Annotated in this window: 20 protein-coding genes; 10 read left to right on the forward strand and 10 right to left on the reverse strand. The window is 63.7% G+C overall.

Annotated features, from left to right (window positions below; all coding sequences use genetic code 11):
- Positions 1-95: 95 nt before the first annotated feature.
- From AC1DVS_RS22390 to AC1DVS_RS22400, 3 genes are all read right to left on the reverse strand, one after another.
- A complete protein-coding gene (locus AC1DVS_RS22390; protein ID WP_478026511.1) occupies positions 96-2,150 on the reverse strand; it encodes an amidohydrolase family protein in 2,055 nt (684 codons plus the stop codon).
- 457 nt (positions 2,151-2,607) lie between these two features.
- Positions 2,608-4,002 (reverse strand): syringate O-demethylase, encoded by a 1,395-nt coding sequence (gene desA / locus AC1DVS_RS22395; RefSeq protein ID WP_478026513.1) that lies wholly within the window; start codon positions 4,000-4,002, stop codon positions 2,608-2,610.
- Positions 3,999-4,754: an alpha/beta fold hydrolase gene (locus AC1DVS_RS22400; RefSeq protein ID WP_478026515.1), complete on the reverse strand. Its 756-nt coding sequence runs from the start codon at positions 4,752-4,754 to the stop codon at positions 3,999-4,001. Before AC1DVS_RS22400 ends, desA begins: the two co-directional genes overlap by 4 nt.
- A 103-nt stretch (positions 4,755-4,857) precedes the next feature.
- Here AC1DVS_RS22400 and AC1DVS_RS22405 point away from each other — a divergent pair, with 103 nt between their 5' ends.
- Genes AC1DVS_RS22405 through AC1DVS_RS22420 form a run of 4 tightly spaced genes read left to right on the forward strand, consistent with a single transcriptional unit; the run spans position 4,858 to position 7,786 of the window.
- Positions 4,858-5,730 (forward strand): methylenetetrahydrofolate reductase, encoded by an 873-nt coding sequence (locus AC1DVS_RS22405; protein WP_478026517.1) that lies wholly within the window; start codon positions 4,858-4,860, stop codon positions 5,728-5,730.
- Complete coding sequence (purU, locus tag AC1DVS_RS22410) at positions 5,727-6,575, forward strand: formyltetrahydrofolate deformylase (RefSeq protein ID WP_478026518.1); 849 nt, start codon at positions 5,727-5,729, stop codon at positions 6,573-6,575. The genes AC1DVS_RS22405 and purU overlap by 4 nt, the downstream gene beginning before the upstream one ends.
- 4 nt (positions 6,576-6,579) lie before the next feature.
- Complete coding sequence (locus AC1DVS_RS22415) at positions 6,580-7,437, forward strand: bifunctional 5,10-methylenetetrahydrofolate dehydrogenase/5,10-methenyltetrahydrofolate cyclohydrolase (protein ID WP_478026520.1); 858 nt, start codon at positions 6,580-6,582, stop codon at positions 7,435-7,437.
- Between the two features lie 4 nt (positions 7,438-7,441).
- Positions 7,442-7,786: a dihydroneopterin aldolase gene (locus AC1DVS_RS22420; RefSeq protein ID WP_478026522.1), complete on the forward strand. Its 345-nt coding sequence runs from the start codon at positions 7,442-7,444 to the stop codon at positions 7,784-7,786.
- A 16-nt stretch (positions 7,787-7,802) separates the two neighbouring features.
- Here AC1DVS_RS22420 and AC1DVS_RS22425 read toward each other — a convergent pair whose 3' ends face one another.
- A complete protein-coding gene (locus tag AC1DVS_RS22425; protein ID WP_478026524.1) occupies positions 7,803-8,705 on the reverse strand; it encodes an SDR family NAD(P)-dependent oxidoreductase in 903 nt (300 codons plus the stop codon).
- Positions 8,706-8,841: 136 nt separating this feature from the next.
- Between AC1DVS_RS22425 and AC1DVS_RS22430 the strand changes: the two genes are divergently transcribed.
- The 5 genes from AC1DVS_RS22430 to AC1DVS_RS22450 all read left to right on the forward strand — a co-directional run bounded on the left by AC1DVS_RS22430 (position 8,842) and on the right by AC1DVS_RS22450 (position 15,618).
- Positions 8,842-10,266, forward strand: a complete 1,425-nt coding sequence (locus AC1DVS_RS22430; RefSeq protein ID WP_478026525.1) for an MFS transporter — start codon at positions 8,842-8,844, stop codon at positions 10,264-10,266.
- A 55-nt stretch (positions 10,267-10,321) separates the two neighbouring features.
- Complete coding sequence (locus AC1DVS_RS22435; RefSeq protein WP_478026527.1) at positions 10,322-11,083, forward strand: nuclear transport factor 2 family protein; 762 nt, start codon at positions 10,322-10,324, stop codon at positions 11,081-11,083.
- Between the two features lie 174 nt (positions 11,084-11,257).
- Positions 11,258-12,685 carry an NAD-dependent succinate-semialdehyde dehydrogenase gene (locus tag AC1DVS_RS22440; protein ID WP_478026529.1) on the forward strand — a complete coding sequence of 476 codons (1,428 nt, stop codon included), beginning with the start codon at positions 11,258-11,260 and terminating at the stop codon, positions 12,683-12,685.
- A 258-nt stretch (positions 12,686-12,943) separates the two neighbouring features.
- Positions 12,944-13,999 (forward strand): amidohydrolase family protein, encoded by a 1,056-nt coding sequence (locus tag AC1DVS_RS22445; protein ID WP_478026530.1) that lies wholly within the window; start codon positions 12,944-12,946, stop codon positions 13,997-13,999.
- Positions 13,996-15,618, forward strand: coding sequence for an MFS transporter (locus tag AC1DVS_RS22450; protein ID WP_478026532.1), 1,623 nt, complete (start codon positions 13,996-13,998; stop codon positions 15,616-15,618). Before AC1DVS_RS22445 ends, AC1DVS_RS22450 begins: the two co-directional genes overlap by 4 nt.
- Before the next feature lie 486 nt (positions 15,619-16,104).
- Here AC1DVS_RS22450 and AC1DVS_RS22455 read toward each other — a convergent pair whose 3' ends face one another.
- On the reverse strand, positions 16,105-16,728 hold the full coding sequence (locus tag AC1DVS_RS22455; RefSeq protein WP_478026534.1) for a hypothetical protein: 624 nt from the start codon (positions 16,726-16,728) through the stop codon (positions 16,105-16,107).
- The gene (locus tag AC1DVS_RS22460) at positions 16,725-17,513 is read right to left on the reverse strand and encodes a hypothetical protein (protein ID WP_478026535.1); all 789 of its coding nucleotides are present in this window, start codon (positions 17,511-17,513) and stop codon (positions 16,725-16,727) included. Before AC1DVS_RS22460 ends, AC1DVS_RS22455 begins: the two co-directional genes overlap by 4 nt.
- A 388-nt stretch (positions 17,514-17,901) precedes the next feature.
- Between AC1DVS_RS22460 and AC1DVS_RS22465 the strand changes: the two genes are divergently transcribed.
- The gene (locus tag AC1DVS_RS22465; RefSeq protein ID WP_478026536.1) at positions 17,902-18,042 is read left to right on the forward strand and encodes a hypothetical protein; all 141 of its coding nucleotides are present in this window, start codon (positions 17,902-17,904) and stop codon (positions 18,040-18,042) included.
- 38 nt (positions 18,043-18,080) lie between these two features.
- Here the strand turns inward: AC1DVS_RS22465 and AC1DVS_RS22470 are convergent, their stop codons facing one another.
- The 4 genes from AC1DVS_RS22470 to AC1DVS_RS22485 form a co-directional block, all read right to left on the reverse strand.
- Complete coding sequence (locus tag AC1DVS_RS22470) at positions 18,081-18,554, reverse strand: hypothetical protein (protein ID WP_478026538.1); 474 nt, start codon at positions 18,552-18,554, stop codon at positions 18,081-18,083.
- Complete coding sequence (locus AC1DVS_RS22475; RefSeq protein WP_478026539.1) at positions 18,541-19,143, reverse strand: hypothetical protein; 603 nt, start codon at positions 19,141-19,143, stop codon at positions 18,541-18,543. The genes AC1DVS_RS22470 and AC1DVS_RS22475 overlap by 14 nt, the downstream gene beginning before the upstream one ends.
- Positions 19,144-19,581: a hypothetical protein gene (locus AC1DVS_RS22480; protein ID WP_478026540.1), complete on the reverse strand. Its 438-nt coding sequence runs from the start codon at positions 19,579-19,581 to the stop codon at positions 19,144-19,146.
- A gap of 384 nt (positions 19,582-19,965) precedes the next feature.
- Positions 19,966-21,441 carry a carotenoid oxygenase family protein gene (locus AC1DVS_RS22485; RefSeq protein ID WP_478026542.1) on the reverse strand — a complete coding sequence of 492 codons (1,476 nt, stop codon included), beginning with the start codon at positions 21,439-21,441 and terminating at the stop codon, positions 19,966-19,968.
- Positions 21,442-21,497: the final 56 nt, after the last annotated feature.

Here is a 21,497-nt window from a genome sequence, read left to right on the forward strand (position 1 = left end):
CAGTGAGCGTGCCATAGAGTTCCGTGGTCCGCTACTGGCCCCTCACTTTTCGGGCGGGGCATGCGCGATGTTGGCGGGGTGAGAGATCTGGCCGTTTATTTCGGCATCCCGCTAAGGCCGCTCGCCTGACGCAGGGCCGCGCCGTTGAGCCGGTAGCCGTCCAGGAACACGGTATCGACATGGCGCAGGTTGGTGATGTCCTTCGAGACATCGCCGTCCACCAGGATGATGTCCGCTGTCTTGCCGGGGGCGATCGATCCGGTGCGGGCGTCCATGCCCGTCATCCGTGCCGGGATAATGGTCGCGGTCTGCAGCGCTTCCGCGTTGCTGAGGCCGGCCTGCTGATAGAGCTCGAGTTCGCGCACCAGTTCCAGCCCATAGCCATCGGTGCCTGCGACGATCCGGACACCGGCTTTGTGAAGCTTGCCGGTCAGCTCCACCATCTTTGCAAAACTCTTGCGGAAATCGTCGCGGGTTACGCCACCGAACAAGGGGTAGCCGCCGATCTTCCAGCCGCGCGCAACCGCTGGCGGCGCGATATCGGCAAAGGGCGCATATTCGGGCGAAATGGCGCTGCCGTCGGACGTCATCAACGGCTCCCAGACAGTGAGGGTCGGGTCGATGATCGTCTTCCGCGCCGCCAGTTCGGCATAGAAGGCTTTCATCGCGGGGGAATCGAGATCCACATCCTTGCCGTATTTGGCAGGCCCCTCCAGCCGCGCCGCGGTATTGGCCTTGTCGACGACCTCCTGCGGCATTGCCTGCATCATGATGAAGTTGATGTGGGTGACTTCATCATAGCCCGCACGGACCGCATCGAGCGGGCGCATGCCGGCGGGCACATGCCCATGCACATGAAGGCCAAGCTTGTGCGCCTCGGCGGCGGCCGGCGCGATCCATGCTGGGTTCATCGATGTGTAGAATTTGACGCCCCACAGGCCCGCCGCCTTGATCTTGTCGACCGCCGCGATCGCTTCCGCCGGCGAGGAGACGGTGAGCGCGCCCTGCGCGGCCAGCGGGTCCTTGCGATCGATGATCACCGAAATCTTGCCGTCGGGCGCAAGCAGATCGCCAGCCGCGCGGCGCTTGTAGATGCTCAGCGACTCATCGATCATCGAGCCGGGGCTGCGATAGTTGGTCATGCCGGTCGCGAGGTTCTGCAGCAGGTTCCAGTCGTCTCCTACATGCTGGTGCGAATCCCACAGGCCGGGCGACAGGGTCTTGCCGTGCCCGTCGATTACGGTGGCGCTGGCCGGCGCCTTGATCGATCCGCCCGCGCCCACAGCGGCGACCTTTCCGCCGGCGATCAGCACCGCACGGTCCGGCAGATATTGGCCCGCAACCGAATCGAACATCAGCACATGGTCGATCAAGGTCGGCGTGCGATTGGCGGGGCTGAGAAAGCGGTGGGCAATGCCCCGCACCATCTCAGCGGTGGCCTTGTCCTGAAGGTCCTTCAGGCCGGGGCCGGCCTTCTCATAGCCTTCGGGCAGCAGCGAGATGGTTCCGGCGTTTCCGAAGAAGTGGTTGTCCGCGTCGAGCCATACCGGTGAGGGTGAAAAGCCAAAGCCGGTGATGAAGGCGAGCTTGACCGTTTTCGGGCCCTGCGGTCCCGCGATCTGCACCGGTTGCCCGATGGCGATGCTGGCATGGCCCGACGGCAAAAGATCGATGCCCTTGCTCGCCGCCGCGACAAGCGCCTCGACATCGCGTTCGCCGGCGAGCCAGGGGCCGCCATAGCTGTTGTAGCGCCGGGCGGCGAAGGGCGCGGAGCCGGAATCGATAACGGTCTTCCAATGCGCGACACCGCCGGCGTCGACGTCGAACGTCTCGGTCGCGTCGCCTGAATCGGTGAAGCCGCGAATGGCAATCGCCGTCGGCCGCTGGTCCGGTGCGAGCGTCAACACCTCGTCGGTCTCGGTGACCCAGCCGCGCAGCGACATCGACATGCGATAGGCGACGCGCCCATCGGGCATCGTCCACGACCAGATATCGCCATGTTTTCCGGCGATCGAACTGATCGTGAAGTGGCGCGCGCCGGCGGGCGCCGTCAGCAACTGCTCCTTGGGCGTGGGCTCGGCGAGGGCGAAGGGCGCAGTCGCCATCGATGCTGTGGCGGCCAGCAGTGACGCAAGGATCATTCGACGCATGGTTGTAACCCCGGGAGCAGGAAAGCCCGGAGACTGGCAAGCTGCCTCCGCCAGCGCAACCGCTGTTTGTCGGAGATGTGATGTGGGGCAGAAGGAGGCGGGGCGCGACCGGCGTCGCGCCCCTCCCCTTTTACGCCGTCTGCGTAAATGACTCTGACCCCTTTTCCACGATGAATGGGCGCAGAGGCTCAAGCCCCTCCCCTTCAGGGGAGGGGTTGGGGTGGGGCAGCGGCGGGCGAGGCTCGATGCCTCGCTCGACGCTTTGATCTTGGCGATGGATTCTTTTTGAGCGCGCAGACGCGCGCCCCCACCCCCCTACCCAGTTGTCGGCCGAGCCGGGTCGGGATTGCCCCCGGCAATCCCTAAACCATGCCGGGGGCATGGTTTACCCGGCTCGTCCGACAACTCCTGAAGGGGAGGGGCTGAACAAATCAACAGGTGCCGCGCCCCTCCCGCTTTACGCCGTCTGCTTGGTCCGCCAGCTCTCGGCATAGGCGTCGCGGGCGACTTCGGAATAGGGCACCGGCGCCACCACCGCCTTGATCTCGGTCTGGACGTGGCGCTCGACCGTTGGCTTGCTGGTGCCGCCATTCGGCTCGCCCCAGAGCAAAGTCACCTCGGTGCCGGGCTCGGCGAAATCAGCGTCGACCATTGCCAGCGTCAGCATCCGGCCCTCGTTGGCGCTGTAGGCGATCCAGGTCGAGAGGCCGACCAGCTTGCCGTCCTTCAGCACCTGATCATAGGGGTGCATCGAATAGACCGCCGAGGGGAACTCCATATATTTGGCGCGGTCCCCCTTGGTGAACTGCGAGCTGACGACGCGCATCAGATCCTCATTGTCGAGCGCGAGGGTGACCTTCTTGCGGTGCGGCTGGCCTGCCATGCGCTCGAGCGCCTCGCGGCCGATAAAGTCGTGGTCGAACTTGACGAAGGGACCGTAGCCGAGATCCCAGGGCGTCAGATAATAGCCCTCGACGCTGTCGGGGACATAGCTGCCGCCGATCGACGCCTTTGCCTCATAGCTGTTGGTCGTCAGCCATTCGCGGTATTCGCGCGTGCCTTCGCCGCTATAGGTCGCGGGCAATGGCGAGGGAATCCAGCCGGATTCGATGGTGTTCGACGAATAGGTGCGGCCGCCGACGAGCGTCAGGCCGAAATCCTTGCCGGCCGCGATCAGCGCGTTGCGGACCACATCATAATCCGCCCATGGGCCGAACAGCTCATAGCCCGGCTGGCCGGCCATGCCGTGGCGTAGTGCGCGGACTTCCTTTCCGGCGATGTTGAGCCGGGTCATGTGGAAGAATTTCAAGTCGGGCGGGGTCTGGCCCATCGCCTTTTCCAGCGTCTTCATCGCGTTCGGGCCCTGGAGCTGGAAGCGATAGGAGCGGCGGTTCTCGGGATCGGGCCGGACCGCGGTGCGCTCGTCGCGCGAGACGGTGACGTTCCAGTCGCCGGTCGCGGCGTGATATTCGATCCACTCGATCGTCGGCGCGCGGCCGACGAGATTGAACTTCTCCTCCTCGAGATAGAAGAGGATCACGTCGCCGATGACATAACCCTCGGGCGTGACCGGCACGAACTGCTTGGCGCGATCCGGCACGAAACCCTTGAAGCTGTTGATGCCGAGATGGTTGAGCATCGCGAACGCGTCCGGCCCTTCGACCGCGAGATCGACCATGTGGAAGGACTGGTTGAACAGCACCGCCGTGTTGGCCCAGGCCTGCTGCTCGCTGCGCCAGTTCGAATATTCAGCCGGCACGCCGGGATAGACGTTGGGGCCGCTCTGCTGGTTGCGGAGCAGCTTCACGATGTCGCCGCTGGCGTCGAGCAGGTGCTGCAGGCTGTCGGTCATTCTCTCATCTCCTTGGATAATTTGGGTTGGGCCGGCTGGGTGAGCCACCCGGCAATGGCGTGATTGAGCGCGTTCGGTGCCTCGAGCGGAAGCATGTGGCCGGCGCCTTCAACGATCACGAGCCGCGCATCTGGGATCAGCGCGGCGATCGCCTCATGCTGGCTGGGCGGGCTCCAGCGATCCTCGCGGCCGACCGCGACCAGCACCGGGCAGGCGATCTGCGGGAGCAGGCTTTCGACTTCCGGGCGGTCGAGCAACGCGGCGATCTGCGCCTCGAAGCGGCTTAGCCCGGCCTCGATGCACATCGCGCGGAGTGGCGCCATGAAGGCAGCATCGTCGCGGCGGGATGGCGCGACCATCGGCGGCAGCCACGCATCGACCAGAGCGGCCATGCCGTTCGCCCGGCCGATATCGCGTAGCGCGTGGCGGTTCGGCGCCTCGGTCGGCGACGGCAGATGAACGCCGGTGCTGACCAGCGCGAGCCGGGTGACGCGTTCTGGCGCGCGCCGCACAACCTCGAGCGCTACCCGCGCGCCCATCGAATGGCCGAGCAGCGCGAAGTGCGGCGGCGCATCGGCGAGGACGACCGCGGCCATCTCGCCGAGATCATCGGCATCGCCATAGTCAGCGGCCGGCATGGCGCGATCAAAGGCGTGGAACTGTGACGTGAAGGTGCGCGAATCGCAGATCAGGCCGGGCAGCATGAGCAGCTGCTCGCCTGTATCGGCCGGGTTGATATTCTTCGCGTCCATGAATAATTCATCTATACGAATGAAAGAGCCGGCGCTAGAGCGATTTCGACCAGCCGCTGAGGGGGTGGCGTGGCGACCGCCTGAGCATGCGAGAGGATTTTCGATGGCCATTCCCGCCCTCCATCCCAACTGGTCGCGCGCGCCTGTCGGCATGACGGACGGCTATTCGATCGAGATGACCGCCAAGGACCGCCCGGCTTTGGCTGAGGCGAAGGGAAAGATCGCGCTGGAAACACCGGTTGCGGTCACCTTTCTCCCCGGCGAGTCGGTGGATGCGCGGATCGCCGCCGCCGCCGATGTCCGCGCCTTCGGGTTCGAGCCGATGGCGCATCTGTCGGCACGTCGTATCCTCTCGCACGACGAGCTGGCTGAGACCGTCCGTCGCACCGTTGCCGAAGCCGGGGTGCGGCGCATGTTCCTCGTCGCGGGCGATCCGCCGGTGCCCGCCGGGCCGTTCGAAGATACGATGGCGCTGCTCCGGACCGGGCTGTTCGAGGCGAATGGCCTCCAGGCGATCGGCATCGCCGGACACCCTGAGGGCCATCCCGCGATGAGCGAACAGGCCTGCTGGGACGCGCTCGAGATGAAGCGTGACGAGATCACAAAGCGTGGCATGGCGACGCTGATCGTCACGCAGTTCGGCTTCGATGCCGATCCGTTCATCACCTGGCTCGAGGAACTGCGCTCGCGCGGGATCGATGCGCCGGTGCGGATCGGCGTTCCGGGCCCGGCGGGCATCAAGACTCTGCTGCGCTTCGCCGCGCGGTGCGGGGTGGGCGCATCGACCTCGGTGCTGCGCAAATACGGCATCTCGATCACGCAATTGCTCGGCACCGCCGGCCCCGACGCGCTGGTCGACCGGCTTGCCGAGCGGCTGACGCCGGCGCACGGGCCGGTCAGGCTCCATTTCTACCCGTTCGGCGGGCTCGTCCGCACCGTCGAATGGATCAACGATTATGAGGCGCGCAACGCATGACCGAGACCCTGACGCTTCGCCTGTCCTGCCACGACCGGCCCGGCCTTGTCGCCAAGGTCGCCGGCTTCCTGGCGACAGAGGGCGGCAATATCGTCGATGCGCAGCAGTTCGACGACCGGCTGACCGGGCGCTTCTTCATGCGCGTCATTTTCGAGATCGAGAAGAGCGCCGAGACGGTACGCGCAGCCTTCGCGCCTCTCGCCGAGGCGATCGATGCCGAATGGACGCTGCGCGGCGCTGGTGAACGCCAGCGCGTGCTGCTGCTGGTCTCCAAATTCGATCATTGCCTGGGCGACCTGCTCTATCGCTACCGCATCGGCGAGCTCGACATGGAGGTGGTCGGGATCGTCTCGAACCATCCCCAGCGCGCGCTGCATATCACGATGATCGGCGACATCCCCTTCCATTATTTGCCGGTGACCAAGGACACCAAGGCGGAGCAGGAAGGCGAGATCAAGCGCATCGTGAACGAAACGCAGGCCGATCTCATCGTGCTCGCGCGCTATATGCAGATCCTGACGGACGATCTCTCGACCTTCCTGTCGGGGCGCTGCATCAACATCCATCACAGCTTCCTGCCCGGCTTCAAGGGCGCGAAGCCCTATCATCAGGCGCATGAGCGCGGCGTGAAGATGATCGGCGCGACCGCCCATTATGTCACCGCCGATCTCGACGAAGGGCCGATCATCGCGCAGGACGCCGAGTTCATCACCCATGCCGACACGCCCGAGGATCTGGTCCGCAAGGGCCGCGACATCGAGCGCCGGGTGCTCGCCCAGGCAGTCACCTATCATCTGCAGGACCGGGTGTTTCTCAACGGCACGCGCACCGTCGTTTTCCGCTGATCTCATGACACCGATCGATGGTCGCGCGATGGCGCTTGCGCTGTCGCGGGAGACGGCGGCTGAGGTGGCGGCGCTTGCCGGGCGCGGGCTCGATGTCGGGCTCGCGGTGGTGCTTGTCGGGCATGATCCGGCGAGCGAAGTCTATGTCGCGCGCAAGATGGCGGAGACGGCGCGGGTCGGGATCAGGTCGTTCGAGCATCGCCTGTCTGCCGACACGGCCGAGGCGGTGCTGCTCGCGCTGATCGACGCACTCAACGCAGATCCGGCGGTTCACGGCATCCTGGTGCAGCTGCCCCTGCCGGACCAGATCGAAGCTGGCCGTGTGCTCGATCGGATCGCGCCCGAAAAGGACGTCGACGGCTTCCACCCGGTCAATGTCGGGCGGCTTTCCTCGGGCACGGGCGGGCTGGTGCCGTGCACGCCGCTTGGCTGCATGCTGCTGCTCGACAGCGTGATCGAGGATTATCGCGGGCTGAACGCAGTGGTGATCGGCAAGTCCAACATTGTCGGCAAGCCCGTGGCGATGCTGCTGCTCGAACGCGAATGCACCGTGACCGTGACTCACATCGCGACACGCGGCCTGGCCGATATCGTGCGCGGCGCCGACATCGTCGTGGCGGCGGCCGGCGCACCGCGGCTGGTGCGCGGCGACTGGGTGAAGACAGGCGCGGTCGTGATCGACGTCGGCATCACTCGGGTTACGGGCGAGGACGGGCGGACGCGGCTGGTCGGCGATACAGCCTTTGACGAACTAGCGCATGCGCGTGCCGCGACGCCGGTTCCGGGCGGCGTCGGGCCGATGACGATTGCGTGCCTGCTCGCCAACACCGTGCGCGCGGCTACGCTCGCTAGTCAGGGCTGAGCGGGTGGCGACGATTGTCAGCGTATCGGACCTGCCGCTTTCGGCGAGGATCGGAATCAACCCGGACGAGGTGGGGCGGGAGCAGGTGCTGATCGTCTCCGTCGATCTCACGCTGGCCGACGGCGCGCGTGGGGCCACGCTCGCCGACAGCGTCGATTATCGCCGCATCGTCGCCGAAGCCGAGGCGCTCGCGACCGGGCATATCGGGATGATCGAGGTGTTCGCGCGCACCCTTGCCGAGCGCTGCCTTGCGCTTGGGCCAGTGCGCGAGGCGGTCGTATCGGTGAAGAAGCCGCAGGCGCTGGCCCGCGGGCTTGCCGCGGTGCGCGTCACCGTCGCCGCGGACTGAGGCGGTGGGGGCTCGCTCAGCCCTCCCCGCGCGAAGCCGCCCGCGCTGCCTTATAGCCTTCACGCCGCCCCTTTTCGAAGCCGAGCCGCTGCGCATAGCCCTCATCCTCGGGATAATCGCGAAACTCGGCGATGATCTCATCGAACAGCTCGCCCAGCTCATCGCGGAATTCGGGGTGGGAGAAGATGTAGAAGCGATTCGCCCGGATCGCCTCGATGACGCGCGCAGCGACGACATCGGGTTCCATGCCGGACTGATGGACCTGTGCGATCCGCGCGGTCATTTCGGCATTGATAGGCTTAGCGCCAGCCTTGAGATCCTCGGGCCGGATATCGTTGGCGGCATGGATGCGGCTCTTCACAAGACCGGGACAGAGCACCGAAACCCCGATGCCATGCGGCGCGAGGCTGTAGCGCAGCGATTCGCTCAGCCCGCGCACCGCGAATTTGGTGGTGTTGTAGATGCCGGGCTGCGGCCCGCACAGGAAAGCGGCCATCGATGCCGTATTGACGACATGGCCGCCGAGGCCATTCGCCTTCATCCGCGGCACGAACGTCATCACCCCGTTGATGACGCCGTTGAGGTTGACCCCCATCAGCCAGTCCCAATCGTCGAACGAGGAGTCGTCGATCGTCTGAAAGAGGTTGATCCCGGCATTGTTGAACACCAGGCTGACCGGGCCGAGCCGCGCCTCCACCTCGTCCGCCGCCGCCGCGAAGCCGGTGCGCGACGCCACGTCGAGCGGCACGCCGATCACTTCGCTGTTGTCGAGCGTCTTGAGCGCCGCCGCGATCGAGTCTTCACGAATATCGGCGATCGCGACCTTGCACCCTTCAGCGAGCAGCGCACGCGCCAGGCCAAGGCCGATCCCGTTCGCGCCGCCGGTGATAAAGGCCGTCCGGCCCGAAAAATCCTTCATTCTGCCTCTCCTGCACGTGCCGGACATTTCCGCGATGCGGAATTCTATTGCATCAATTTGTATTCGACACATACTATTTGCCAAGCACAAAAACGACGCATTGCCTGAGCGATGCGCGCCTTAGGAGGGATCAGATATGGCGATCGGACCCGTGGCCGTTGCCGACGAGATGATGGCGGGCGAGGCTGTGGCCGAAGCGCCCGACACGCCGCACCCGGTGCGCGAATGGCCCTCGACGGGCGCTGCCTATTGGGCGCTGTTCGTGATCATCCTGGCGACCTTCCTCACCTTTTTCGATCAGGTCGTGTTCGGCATGCTCGCCCAGCGCATCAAGATCGATTTCGGGCTGACCGACGCGCAGCTCGGCTTCCTCGCGGGCCCGGCCAGCATCATCTGCTATCTGTTCGTCGGCATTCCGCTGGCACGCCTCGCCGACATCTTCCCGCGCAAATTCGTGCTCTCCGCAGGCGTGGCAGTCATCGGGCTGATCACCGCGGCTGGCGGGATCGCGCAGACCTTCACCCAGTTCGTCGGCAGCCGCGTGTTCCTCGCGGCCGGCGGGTCGGCGCACGCTCCCGCCTCCTATTCGCTGCTCGCCGACGCCTTTCCGCCGCGCACCCTGACCCGCGCGTTCGCGCTGCTCCAGTTCGGGTTCATCGGCGGGGTGACGCTTGGGCCGATCGTCGGCGGCATGCTGATCGGGATGACCTCGCACTGGGCGCCGACGGAGTTTGCCGGGCTGCGCATCTTCGCCTGGCAATGGATCATGGTCTGGGTCGGCTTGCCCGGCATTCTCGTCGCCCTGCTGTTCCTCACGGTGAAGGAGCCGCCGCGTCTCGCGCCGCATAAAGATGCGGTCCAGCCGCCGCGAGACGCGCCGCTCGGCCGACGCATTCTGACCTTTACCGGGCTCGACGCGGCCAAGGCGATCTACATCAAGCGCCGGGTCTATTTCCCGCTGTTCGCCGGGCTGGCGCTGAGCGCTATCGAGGTATTCGGGCTGCAATTCTGGCGCGTCCCCTTCATGATCCGCACCTTTGGCTGGACCGAGCAGCAGATCGGCGGCGTGATGGGCGGCATGATTCTCGTCTCCTCGCTGCTCGGGCTGTTCCTCGGCGGTATATTCGTCGAGTGGCTGGCCAAGCGCCACAAGGACGCCAATGTCCGTGCCGCCGCGATCCTGTTTGGCTGCGTCACGATCTGTTCGATCGCCTCGCCGCTGATGCCCAATGGCTATGCCTCGCTCGCGGTCATGAGCCTTGGCTCGATGTTTGGAATCGCGGGCGCGGTGCCGCAGAACGCAGCGATCCAGCGCGTCGCCCCCAACGCGATGCGGGGGCAGGTGACCGCGATCTACCTGTTCATGTTCACCTTCTTCGGCGCGCTGGGCAGCTTCGTCGTGGGGCTGGTCCAGGACTTTGTGATCGGCGACGAAAGCCAGCTGTGGAAGACGCTGGTGCTGACCGCTTCAGTCCTGCTGCCGATCGCCACCTTGTGCATGGTAGGCGCGATCCGACCCTATCGCGAAGAAGTTGAAATGCTTGAGGCGGAGGGCCGTTGACAGGCGCGCCCGCGCGTCGCAGAATGTACGCAAGACATACAATTAGGAGAGAGTCATGGCAGACGCAGATCGTATCGCGACGCTGGAGAAATCCGTCGAAAACCTGTCCCGCCGGCTGCAGCAGCGTGAGGACGAGCTCGATATCCGAAAGCTCCAGCACCTCTATGGCTATCTGATCGACAAATGCCTCTACAACGAGACGGTCGACCTGTTCACCGATGATGGCGAGGTGCATTTCTTCGGCGGCATCTGGAAGGGCAAGGAAGGCATCAGGCGTCTCTATGTCGAGCGGTTCCAGAAGCGATTCACCCACGGCACCAACGGCCCAATCGACGGCTTCCTGCTCGATCACCCGCAGCTCCAGGACATCATCGACGTCGAGCCGAACGGCGAGATCGCCTATGCCCGCGCGCGATCCATGATGCAGGCCGGGCGGCACAAGGATTACACCGATCCGTCGAACCCGATGCTCGGCGCGCGCCAATGGTGGGAAGGCGGTATCTATGAGAACACCTATCAGAAGGTGGACGGCGTCTGGCGGTTCAAGATCCTCAACTACATGCCGCAATGGCACGCCGATTTCGAAAGCGGCTGGATGAATACCAAGGCCGAGTATGTGCCTTTCCCGAAGGTCACCTGGCCCGAGGACCCGACCGGCCCCGACGCGTTGATCGAGGATCACTGGCTGTGGCCTACGCACAAGCTGGTACCGTTCCATATGAAGCACCCGGTGACCGGCAAGGAGATTGTCGCCGAGCGCTGGCAGGGCGATATCGACCGCGAGAAGGCTGCGAAGGCGGAGAAGGTCGGGGCCTGAGCTCGGCTGATCCTGACTAATCTCGTTCTTCCCCGGCGGAGGCCGGGGCCCAGTTGGAAAGGTCGTTGTAACGGTGCGCAGCGTGTCACCACGATCGTCCCCCAACTGGGCCCCGGCCTTCGCCGGGTAGGCAAATAGAAGTGCCGGCGTACATAAACGCTCGAAGGAATCCCGATGACCTACCCTTCCCTCCATATGATCATCGATGGCGAACGCATCTCGGGCGGCGGGCGGCGCACGCACAAGGTGGTCAATCCCGCGACCGCGGAAACGCTGGCTGAGCTCCCGCTGGCCGACGCCGCCGATCTCGATCGGGCGCTGGAAACCGCGCAGCGCGGCTTCCGTCTCTGGCGGGATTCGACGCCGCAGCAGCGCGCCGCCGTGCTCCAGGGCGCGGCGCGGCTGATGCTCGAGCGGAAGGAGGAACTCGCCCGGGTCGCCACGCTCGAGCAGGGCAAGCCGCTCGCCGAGACGCGGATCGAAGTGCTGATGAATGTCGGCCTTTTCAACTTCTATGCGGGCGAGGTTTTCCGGCTCTATGGCCGCACGCTGGTTCGCCCCACCGGCATGCGCTCGACCGTCACCAAGGAGCCGGTGGGGCCGGTCGCCGCCTTCGCACCGTGGAACTTCCCGCTCGGCAACCCAGGCCGCAAGCTCGGCGGGCCGATCGCGGCGGGCTGTTCGGTGATCCTCAAGGCGGCTGAAGAAACCCCGGCCTCCGCCCTCGGTGTCCTGCAGTGCCTGCTCGACGCCGGACTGCCGAAGGAAGTGGCGCAGGCGGTGTTCGGCGTGCCCGATGAAGTGTCGCGCCACCTGCTTGGATCGCCCATCATCCGCAAGCTCAGTTTCACCGGCTCGACGGTGGTTGGAAAGCATCTCGCCAAGCTCGCGGCCGATGATTGCAAGCGCACGACGATGGAGCTTGGCGGGCATGGCCCCGTCCTGGTGTTCGACGATGTCGATGTCGGGCAGGTGCTCGATACGGTCGTGCAGGGCAAATATCGCAACGCCGGTCAGGTGTGCGTCTCGCCCACGCGCTTCATCGTCCAGGAGAATGTGTTCGAGCGCTTCCGCGACGGTTTCATCGAGCGCGCGGGCCAGATCGTCGTCGGCGACGGGCTTGATCCGGCGACCGGCATGGGCCCGATGGCCAATCCGCGCCGGCCCGACGCGATGGAGCGGCTGATCGGCGAGGCGAGGTCGAAGGGCGCGAAGCTCGAGACCGGCGGCGAACGCATCGGCAATCGCGGTTTCTTCTACCAGCCGACCGTCCTGTCCGACATTCCGCTCGATGCCGAGATCATGAACGAGGAGCCGTTCKGGCCGGTCGCGCTGATCAACCGCTTCGCCGGCGAAGAGACGATGATCGCCGAGGCGAACCGCCTGCCCTACGGCCTCGCCGCCTATGCCTGGACCGCCGACGCGAAACGCCAGCGGCGCCTGGCGCGCGAAATCGAGAGCGGTATGATCGGCATCAACACCGGCATGATCGGCGGCGCGGATGCGCCGTTCGGCGGCGTCAAATGGTCCGGCCACGGGTCCGAGGACGGGCCCGAGGGCGTTGAGGCCTGCCTCGTCACCAAGGCAGTCCATGAGGGATAAACTACAACCCCTCTCCCCTTGTAGGCGAGAGGATGCACATCTCGCGGAGCGCGTCTTCTCCCTCTCCCAGCGGGAGAGGGAAGGGGCCCGCCGCGAAGCGGTGGGAAGGGTGAGGGTGACGACAATGAGCGTCTCGCCCTCAACCTCACCCCGCGCTGCTGCGCAGCTTGCCCCTCTCCTGCAAGGAGAGGGGAAGAAGGGGCGCCTCACAGTGCCTGAATCCCGTGACCCAAGGGAAGAAGGCTGAAAGGAGCCAGGATGAGCCACGACCTGAAAACCGGCGGTGACCGCGGCTATCTGCGCATCGCGACCGAGGAAGCCTTTGCGACGCGCGAGCAGATCGACGCCTTTCTGCGGATGGTCGCCGACGGCACCGCCGACAAGGGTATGACCTCGCTTTGGGGCTTTTACGCCAGGTCGCCGTCGAAGCGCGCGACCGAGATCATCGAGCGGCTGCTCGACCTCGGCGAGCGCCGCATCGCCGATATGGATGCGACCGGGATCGATGTCGCGATCCTGTCCCTCACCTCGCCCGGCGTGCAGCCCCTGTTCGATGTGGACGAGGCAAAGGCGATGGTGTCGCGCGCCAATAATTCGCTGGCTGACGCCTGTGCGAAATATCCGACGCGCTATGTCGGCATGACCTCGATCGCGCCGCAGGACCCAGAATGGTCGGCCGGCGAAATCCGGCGGGGTGCCAGCGAGCTCGGCTTCAAGGGCGTGATGGTCAACAGCCATACCCATGGCCATTATCTCGACGAGCCGCAGTTCGACCCGATCTTCCGCGCGCTGGCCGACACCGGCCAGCCGCTTTACATCCACCCGCAGACCTTGCCCGACGATATGATCGGCGGGCTGATCGACGCCGGCCTCGACGGCGCGATCTTCGGCTTCGCCGTCGAGACGGCCATGCATCTGCTGCGGCTGATGACCACCGGCATCTTCGATCGCTATCCCGATCTCCAGATCGCGGTTGGGCATGGCGGCGAGGCGGTCCCCTATTGGCTCGCGCGCATCGATTACATGCACAAGGCGGGCGTCGCGTCGCAACGCTATGCGCGGCTCAAGCCGCTCAGGAAGGACATCCCCACCTGCATGCGCGAGAATGTCCTCGCGACCACCAGCGGCCTGCCCTTCCCGCCCGCGATCAAGCTGATGCTCGAGGTGATGGGCGAAGACCGCGTGATGTACGCGATGGATTATCCGTACCAATATGTCGCTGACGAGGTGCGGACTCATGACCTGCTCGATATTTCGGACAGCGCGAAGAAGAAGCTGATGCAGACCAACGCCGAGCGCGTGTTCAAGCTGTGACCGAGCCTGGGGTCGCCGCCTCGCCCCGCACGCCACCGACTTTGGTGCCGAAGGGCGCGCGCTATGCGCTGGCGCTGGTCGCGCTGACCAATGCGGCGAGCCTGCTCGACCGGCAGATCCTCGCGATCCTCGCCCCCGCCATCAAGATGGACCTGCACGTCGGCGATGCCGAGATGGGCCTGTTGTTCGGCACCGTCTTCGCGCTGTTCTACGCCCTGTTCTCGCTTCCGCTCGGGCGGCTGGCCGATGGCTGGATCCGCACAAGGCTGCTGGCGATCTCGCTGCTGTTCTGGTCGGCGGCGACCGCGCTTGGCGGGCTGGCGAACAGTTTCGGGGTGCTCGCCATCTCGCGCCTCGGCGTCGGCATTGGCGAGGCGGCGAGCCAGCCCGCCGGCACAAGCCTGATCTATGATTACTGGCCGAAGCGCCGCCGCGGTTTCGTGATGTCGGTGATCGCCTCGGCGATCGCGCTCGGCATCGGCGGCTCGCTCATGCTCGGCGGGATCGCGGCCGAATGGTGGGACGGGCTGGCCAAAGCCGGTCGCGCGCCGGTGCCAATGCACGGCTGGCAGTTCGCGCTGATCGTAGCCGCAATGCCGGGGTTCGCGCTCTCGCTGCTGATGTGGCGATTGCGTGAGCCCGTGCGCGGCGAGATGGATGGCATCGATACCGCGCCCGATCCGCACCCGTTCCTCGCCAGCGGCGCGGTTCTCGCCGCGGTGCTGCCCGGCGCACACTGGCTCAGCATGCGCAGGCGGAACGCGCCGCGGTCGAGCTGGCTGTTCAATCTCGGCGCCCTTCTGGTGATCGTCGTCGCGATGATGGTCCTCACCCGTGTCGCGAACGGCCTTTCGCCACGACCGCCGCTTTCGCTCCTCGGCGTGACGATCAGCGCGCACGCGCTTCAATGGGGCGTGATCGGCTTCGGGCTGTTCGTGATCGTCAACCTCGTACAGTCGATGCGGCTCTCCGACACGCAGGCGTTCAATGTCATCGTCAAGTCGCCCACCCTGCTGATGGCGATGATGGTGGGGGCGCTCCAGTCGGTGATCAATTACGGGATGATGGCGTTCAACCCGAGCTTCATCATCCGCTACTACCACCAGTCGATGAAGGACACGGCGTGGCAGTTCGGCCTGCTCGCGGCGGTGATGGGGATCGTCGGCCCGCTGGTCTGGGGCCCGCTCTCCGATCTGCTGCAGCGGCGTTTTCCGGGCGCCGGCCGCGCCTGGGTCGCGCTGTTCGCGATGGGGCTGTCGCCGATCCTGTCCTTCTGGGTCTATCTCGCGCCGAGCGTGGGCGATTTCTATTTCCGCTTCATCTTCTACGGCCTGGTGCTCACCGGCTGGCTGCCGCCGCTCTACGCGATCCTCTATGATCAGGTGCTGCCACGCATGCGCGGGATGACATCGAGCCTGTACCTGCTGGTGATGACCATCCTCGGCCTGGGCATCGGCCCTTATGTCGTCGGGCTGCTGTCGGATGCTACGGGCGATCTGCGCTGGTCGATGCTCAGCATCAACGCGGTGGGGATTCCCATCGTCATCCTGATGCTGGTGATCGCTCGGCGGGCGCAACGCGACGAGGATGCGCTGATCGAGCGGGCCGGCAGCGCCTAGACCAGCGGTGGGCGCAGCGCGGCAGGTAGCGACGGCGCGACACAGGTAAAATCGGCGCAGTCCCTGCGTGGCTGACCGGCGCTGCGCCTCGATTCCTTCACCGGTGGTAGCCGGCTGATATGGGCTTGGCGGTTTCATGCGCGAGGTCGATCCACATTTCTGTCGCTACCAATGAGCAGAGAGACAGCGATTTTACGGCGCGATGGATGCCGGATAGCGCGGACGCGGTTTCGGTTGAATCGAAGGATCGGCAACGGACGCAGCACCGGCTTCGGTTGGAAATGTCATGAGGATCGTGACACTTTTCACGATGTACAGAACTATGTACAGATCGGGCGCTAAAGCAGTGACACACTGGCCGTTTCGGAGTGTCTCGGGCGTCCGGCACGCCGGCTTATCCTGCTCGCCCGCCCCGGCGGAGGCTTCCCTTTTTCGACACGAATCCCTCATTCACGGGCGGTCAGCGGACTACAAAATATTACGGGCCTATGTTTTCTGCGCGTCGCATAATCGCACCAAATCGCGCGCCATGGCGTCGAGCGCGCGCGAAAAGGCGATGTTCACATTGTTTTTTACTTCACCGTTTCCAGAAGCCCAGTTCGTACGCGAAGCACTGCCACGATAATATTGATCGATCGTTCTCGTGTCCGTGCCTTTGGCCTGGACCTTGAAAACCACACTCGCATCAAAGCTGACCTGGACTGGATTAATCCAGGCCGTTTGCAGTGTTATGTGGGCGTTGACGGTCTCGGGGCTCTCGACGGTAGGGTTATTGAAATCCACCGCAATGCCGCGGCCCTTTAGTCCGCTGATGATGGAAATCAGCCAGGCCGTTCTGTCCTGCGGCGCCAACACCGGCTTCCCTCCCAGCATCCCGATCATTTCCGGTGACCGGCGAGCGTCGACAAGCTCCACAATATGGACGCCGCAAGGCGGAGCATTTTTCCCGAGGACGGAGACGACCGGGGTCGGCTCGACATAGGTCTGGTCCAACATCACCGGCCGGGTCGCGGCATAAGTGGCGACCGGCGCGGCAACGGCCAACAAGAGCAACGCGCCCTTGCCTGGCCGCAACCGCGCCCATTTTTCAAACCGAGCAGGCGCGCTCATTTGGTGGTGCTGTCGACAGCCATCTGTTCAGACACAAAGCCCGGCGCCCAGATGAGGGTGGTACCGTTAGCCTCGCCCGCGACCTGGCGCCCCGTATAACCGCCTGCGACGATGCGCTGATTCTCTTTGCCGTTCATCGCCTTGATGGTGTCCGGCGTGAGGCTCAGCGATTTGTGGGCCAGGCGATTCACTTCTGCAAAGGCAGTAACCAGCGCGGCGCGCGCCCGTTTTCCGCCATCGGCTGCCCACAAGGCGACATTCGCATCCTTGTCTTTCGTCGCGTTGGCCAGCGTCACTACGCTGGTCACGGACTGGTTATACTCCAGATTACGGTAGGACAGGCGATCGACAGGCTTGATAGCCGCGCCGGCGCTGTTGGTGCTGGTCTTGCGGACTATCGAAATGTGCTCGACGACCCTGACGCTCGCGAAATCGGGCGAAAGATCATAGGAATAGCTTACCAGGGCGAGCTTGTTCCCGACGATCGTATCAAGATAAGCGCTGTCGCTAGCCGTTGACGTGTCCTTCGAAAAGGTGGCCGTGTCCTGGCTCATCCAGGCGATATCGGCCGTTTCCGCCTTGGTCGTATCAATCGCAAGCGCATCGACGTCGAACCCGGTCAAAGCATTCCGCACAGGCGTAATAAGTATTTCTGCCTTCTTGGCCTTCGCAGAGTCGACCGCGATACCAACAAGCGCGCCGAACAGACCGCCACCCGTTGCGACTGCAATGTTGGACGGATTGATGTCCGACTTGATCTCGCCCTGGGCGACCTCGACCCTCACTGCGACACTGCCCGGCGTTGCGCGCGTTGTCTCGGCGATATAGCTCTGTGGGCTTACGTCTTTTGCATTCGCGGCAGCGCCGCAGGCGCCGACAGCGACCAGAACGGTCGCGCGCAATAGTGTCTTCATGATTCCCCCCCGGTAAATGCGTGCTTGTCTGGTAGCCCGCGCGCCCCCCCAAGGGCAAGTAAGAGTTTGTGATTGCCCGCCGAATATTCGGTTAATCAGCCAACCAGGCAAATCTCCTGAATCCGTTCGCCATTAGAATCCGACGCTCCTGCCTTATGCGTTCGCTAATCAGGCGAATGCCGGATCACGCCGTCTCCGTCAGCCCAATCTCCTCGGCCGTCGCCCAGTTGCCGTGCAGCCCGAACCGCAGGCGAATCGAATGCGGATCTCTGCGATCGGCCCCTCTATCGTCGGATTGCTGTCGGATGCGACGGGCGATCTGCGCTGGTCGATGCTCAGCATCAATGCGGTGGGGATTCCCATCGTCGTGTTGATGCTGGTGATCGCCGGGCGCGCGTAGCGGGACGAGGATGCGCTGATGGAACGGGCTACCTGTGTTTAAGCAGCTGGCTCAATAGCTGGGAAGATATTCTGTGGGTCAATCTTACGCGCAAGCAGGTCGCCTGCAGTCACCGCATCGAGAGTTCCTTCCTCGGATCCCGCAAACGGCAACCCACAGATCAGCGCGTGTGCTTCATTCGCGGGCTTAGGCGGCTCTGCCTCGATCGGGTCTTCAACGACCGCGAGCGCACGCTTTGCCTCCTCGCCTGCAGCCAGGATGTCGGCAACACAGATCTGCGCCAATCGATTGCTTGCCTTCAGCGTCCGCCAAGCGCCTAACACCTCGCGAATGCGCTTTAGATCGGCCTCATCGTCTCGGGCGAACACGCGACGGCGGGATACCGACAGGCCATCATGGTCTTTCTCCGGACGGTCGAAGGCGCTGGCACCGACGATCCCGTTCTTAAAATCGATGTGTCGGATTAGGCGTACGACGTCTTCGCTAGTATCAACGGAGTCACCCTTGGCCACAGAACCAAAGTCCCATGAGTTCTTGGACCTCGACCGTGTATCTGACCTTGCTATAGCTGACATCCTCGCCGAGGGCCTTCAAGGTTGCGCCATCTCGATCGCGCAGGATCACATATTGAAGGAGGCCATTCGGCATGAACTGAATGCCAATCTGATCTCGCAGCTTATTTTGCCACACGGCCCTTAAATTGCCGTTGGCCATGAGAAAGATTGCGGGTTCATGATCCGCGGCAAGATCGTGGCAGAATCGTAGCGCCGCGGTCGCGGACTCGCTTGAAAATTCCTCGCCTTCCTCATCCGCGTGCTGACGTAGTTCTTGAATTTGCGCTTCTATCGCATCGTAGTTCGGATCATCGCGATTTGCCGGCAGGACAAGATAATCGCGGAGAAGCTGACGTTTCCACAGTCCACGATCATGTCCCAACCTCGGACTTGACTGCTTCTCAGAAGCTGGCCGCTTAATGATAAATAAGAATTCATCGCGAGAAGTGGTAGGCTCAGCTTCCACCGACGATTGGCGCGTCCAAGAATCCTCGGGCGACGGAGCTTCGATCCAATCTTCAGCGAATTCCTTGATTGCTGTCGCCATTTATTGCTTCCGCCGTGAAGCGGCCGCTTTCGCCGGTTGCTTTTCGCCAGAGCTTTCGTGCTCATCAAGCATGGCCAGAAACCGATCACGGAATCTGCCAATCGGGACGTTGCCTGATTGCACCGCTGACTCGATGATATTCATCGCCATATTGAAAGCAGTCCCGGATGGTAGTCCAACACGAGCAATCTCGGTAAAGCTTTGCGCCAATTGGATCTCTTGAACCGCAAAACCATTTTTCCGTTCGCCAGGAATAGCCTGTTTGATTGGGTCTGGCCCCGTAACGATCAAACTGATTTGCACATCACGTTTCCGGTGAACGACGATTATGTCGTCGGCGGCAATCCGGACGAAGCTTGCATCTCGAACGACAGGTAACAGCTGAACGGAGTCTGGCTGCTCAACCGACGATTGGGCCGCTTGTTCATTGGCTGTCATAGTAGATTGTATGTGGCCCTTCTGAAGCGAGTGTCAATGTGCGTTTGATGGACTGATCCGCTTCGACTTACGTGAAAGGAGGAGGATTTTGCCTGCACTGGCTAACCGCCCGTGATTCGATGTGCTGAATAGCCCAACAGAGTGCTCTGCGAGACATCCATGCAATCAGACCTGATTGACCGTCGCGCTCGATCTTTCGTTGGGCGAGGCGGATGGCGGCGGCCGGTCGCGATTGGCTGAAATCCAGACCGGGGTCTGCAACCCTTTCCACGCAAGATGGCTTTACCCCTTGGCTAGGCCAAAGCGCAAAAGAAGCTAACCACGCGGACTGGAATCCCCAATTTATTGGCTCACCGCTCAAGCCATTTGAGGCGACGCCCAGGATCAAGCCGCCTCCTTCAGCCCAATCTCCTCCGCCGTCGCCCAGTTCCCGTGCAACCCGAACCGCAGCCGGATCGGAATCCGTATCTCAGCGATCGGCCCCTTCGCGATATCCACCGCGTCGAACAGCAGCAGATCGGAGCGATGCTCCTCGAGGCGGTTGCAGACCTGGACGATCCAGCCATCGCCTTCGGGCGCATCGACACTGCGCGGGATGAAGCAGGGCTCCTGCAGTGAGGATAGCGGGCCGCACCACCATTTCTGCTCGGTGCCGGTTTCGTGGTCGATCAGGCCGAGCGTGTTCATCAACATGCCCGAGGGGCTGCCGCCCTTCAGTTCGACCGGCTTGGTCGGGTCGATCACCAGCAGCCAGCCATAGCGATAGGGCAGCCCGGTCCGCCGGTCGTCGATGCGGGGGAATTCGCCCATCATGTTGGTCAGCCGCTCACGGCTCTCGAACGCGTCCGAGTTGGACGCCATGTCCACCGTCCAGCGCGTCAGGAAGCTCGCTGACTCGGGGCCGTTGAACGGCGCGCCGTGAATGTCCGGGAAGAAGGGGAACATGTTGTTCTTCGCCTCGGGCGTATCGAAGTGGATCTTCGTGCCCTCCTGGAACGCGTTCATCACATGGCTGGCGAAGCAATTGTCGCGCTTGAACCAGCGGATGTCTTCGGCGGTCGCATCGGGCCGGCGCGGCAGGACGCCGAGATAGACCGGCAGCGTGGTGTCGAAGCCGAAATGCGGCAGGCCCTTTTCGAGCCGCTCCCAGTTCGACGTGCTCGGCACGACATGGAACAGCGCGTAATCGGGCGTGATCGCGAAATCATGCATCATGCAATAATAGGGCAGCTCGAACCACAATTCCTGCTTCAGCTCCCCCTCGGGCGACACGACATAATAGGTCATGTCGAGGGTCAGCACGCCCTTGGCGGCATAGCCAAACGCGATCATGTCGCCGGTCAGCGGATCGATCTTGGGGTGGGCGGTGAAGGTCTGTCCGGTCATCGCACCGTTGAACCAGGTATAACCCTCGGTCTCGAGCGTCGCCGGGTCCATCACCAGCGCCGGCGAATCCTCCTTCAACGCATAGAGCTTGCCACCATAGATGAAGGCATTGGTGTTGGCGGTGCCGCGGATCTTCCCCTTCACGCTCTCGTCATCGGTCAGCGGATTACGGTAGGCGCCGAACAGGCCCTTGCCTGCCTCGCGCTCCAGCTTCCATTTGTCGGTGTGCGCCCAGCGCTGCTTGAAATCGACCCGCCCGTCATGGAAGCGGAACATCGTGATCATGCCGTCGCCATTGAAGGCGATGTCATCGCCGAGGCGCGGCGGATACTGCGGATCGGGCTGGACGCGGTAGAACGCGCCGTCGAGCTCGGGCGGAATCGCGCCCTTGACGTCGAGGTCGGCGATATCCGCCTCGATCCGCGAAGGGGTGTTGAAACCGGTGAACGACGGGGTTTCCGGAAACTGCGCCACGGCTGATCCTCTCAGGTCCATTGTTTGCGCGCATTGTATGCAAGACCAACGATTTT

It is taken from the genome of Sphingomonas sp. P3_C5, assembly GCF_056402635.1.

Coding starts and splice junctions, on each gene's coding strand:
- AC1DVS_RS22465 (WP_478026536.1), top strand. CDS start 17,902: ATGCGGATCTCTGCGATCGGCCCCTCTATCGTCGGATTGCTGTCGGAT.
- AC1DVS_RS22405 (WP_478026517.1), top strand. CDS start 4,858: ATGGCCATTCCCGCCCTCCATCCCAACTGGTCGCGCGCGCCTGTCGGC.
- AC1DVS_RS22475 (WP_478026539.1), bottom strand. CDS start 19,143: ATGGCGACAGCAATCAAGGAATTCGCTGAAGATTGGATCGAAGCTCCG.
- AC1DVS_RS22430 (WP_478026525.1), top strand. CDS start 8,842: ATGGCGATCGGACCCGTGGCCGTTGCCGACGAGATGATGGCGGGCGAG.
- AC1DVS_RS22435 (WP_478026527.1), top strand. CDS start 10,322: ATGGCAGACGCAGATCGTATCGCGACGCTGGAGAAATCCGTCGAAAAC.
- AC1DVS_RS22445 (WP_478026530.1), top strand. CDS start 12,944: ATGAGCCACGACCTGAAAACCGGCGGTGACCGCGGCTATCTGCGCATC.
- AC1DVS_RS22425 (WP_478026524.1), bottom strand. CDS start 8,705: ATGAAGGATTTTTCGGGCCGGACGGCCTTTATCACCGGCGGCGCGAAC.
- AC1DVS_RS22415 (WP_478026520.1), top strand. CDS start 6,580: ATGACACCGATCGATGGTCGCGCGATGGCGCTTGCGCTGTCGCGGGAG.
- AC1DVS_RS22390 (WP_478026511.1), bottom strand. CDS start 2,150: ATGCGTCGAATGATCCTTGCGTCACTGCTGGCCGCCACAGCATCGATG.
- desA (WP_478026513.1), bottom strand. CDS start 4,002: ATGACCGACAGCCTGCAGCACCTGCTCGACGCCAGCGGCGACATCGTG.
- AC1DVS_RS22480 (WP_478026540.1), bottom strand. CDS start 19,581: ATGACAGCCAATGAACAAGCGGCCCAATCGTCGGTTGAGCAGCCAGAC.
- AC1DVS_RS22455 (WP_478026534.1), bottom strand. CDS start 16,728: ATGAGCGCGCCTGCTCGGTTTGAAAAATGGGCGCGGTTGCGGCCAGGC.
- purU (WP_478026518.1), top strand. CDS start 5,727: ATGACCGAGACCCTGACGCTTCGCCTGTCCTGCCACGACCGGCCCGGC.
- AC1DVS_RS22400 (WP_478026515.1), bottom strand. CDS start 4,754: ATGGACGCGAAGAATATCAACCCGGCCGATACAGGCGAGCAGCTGCTC.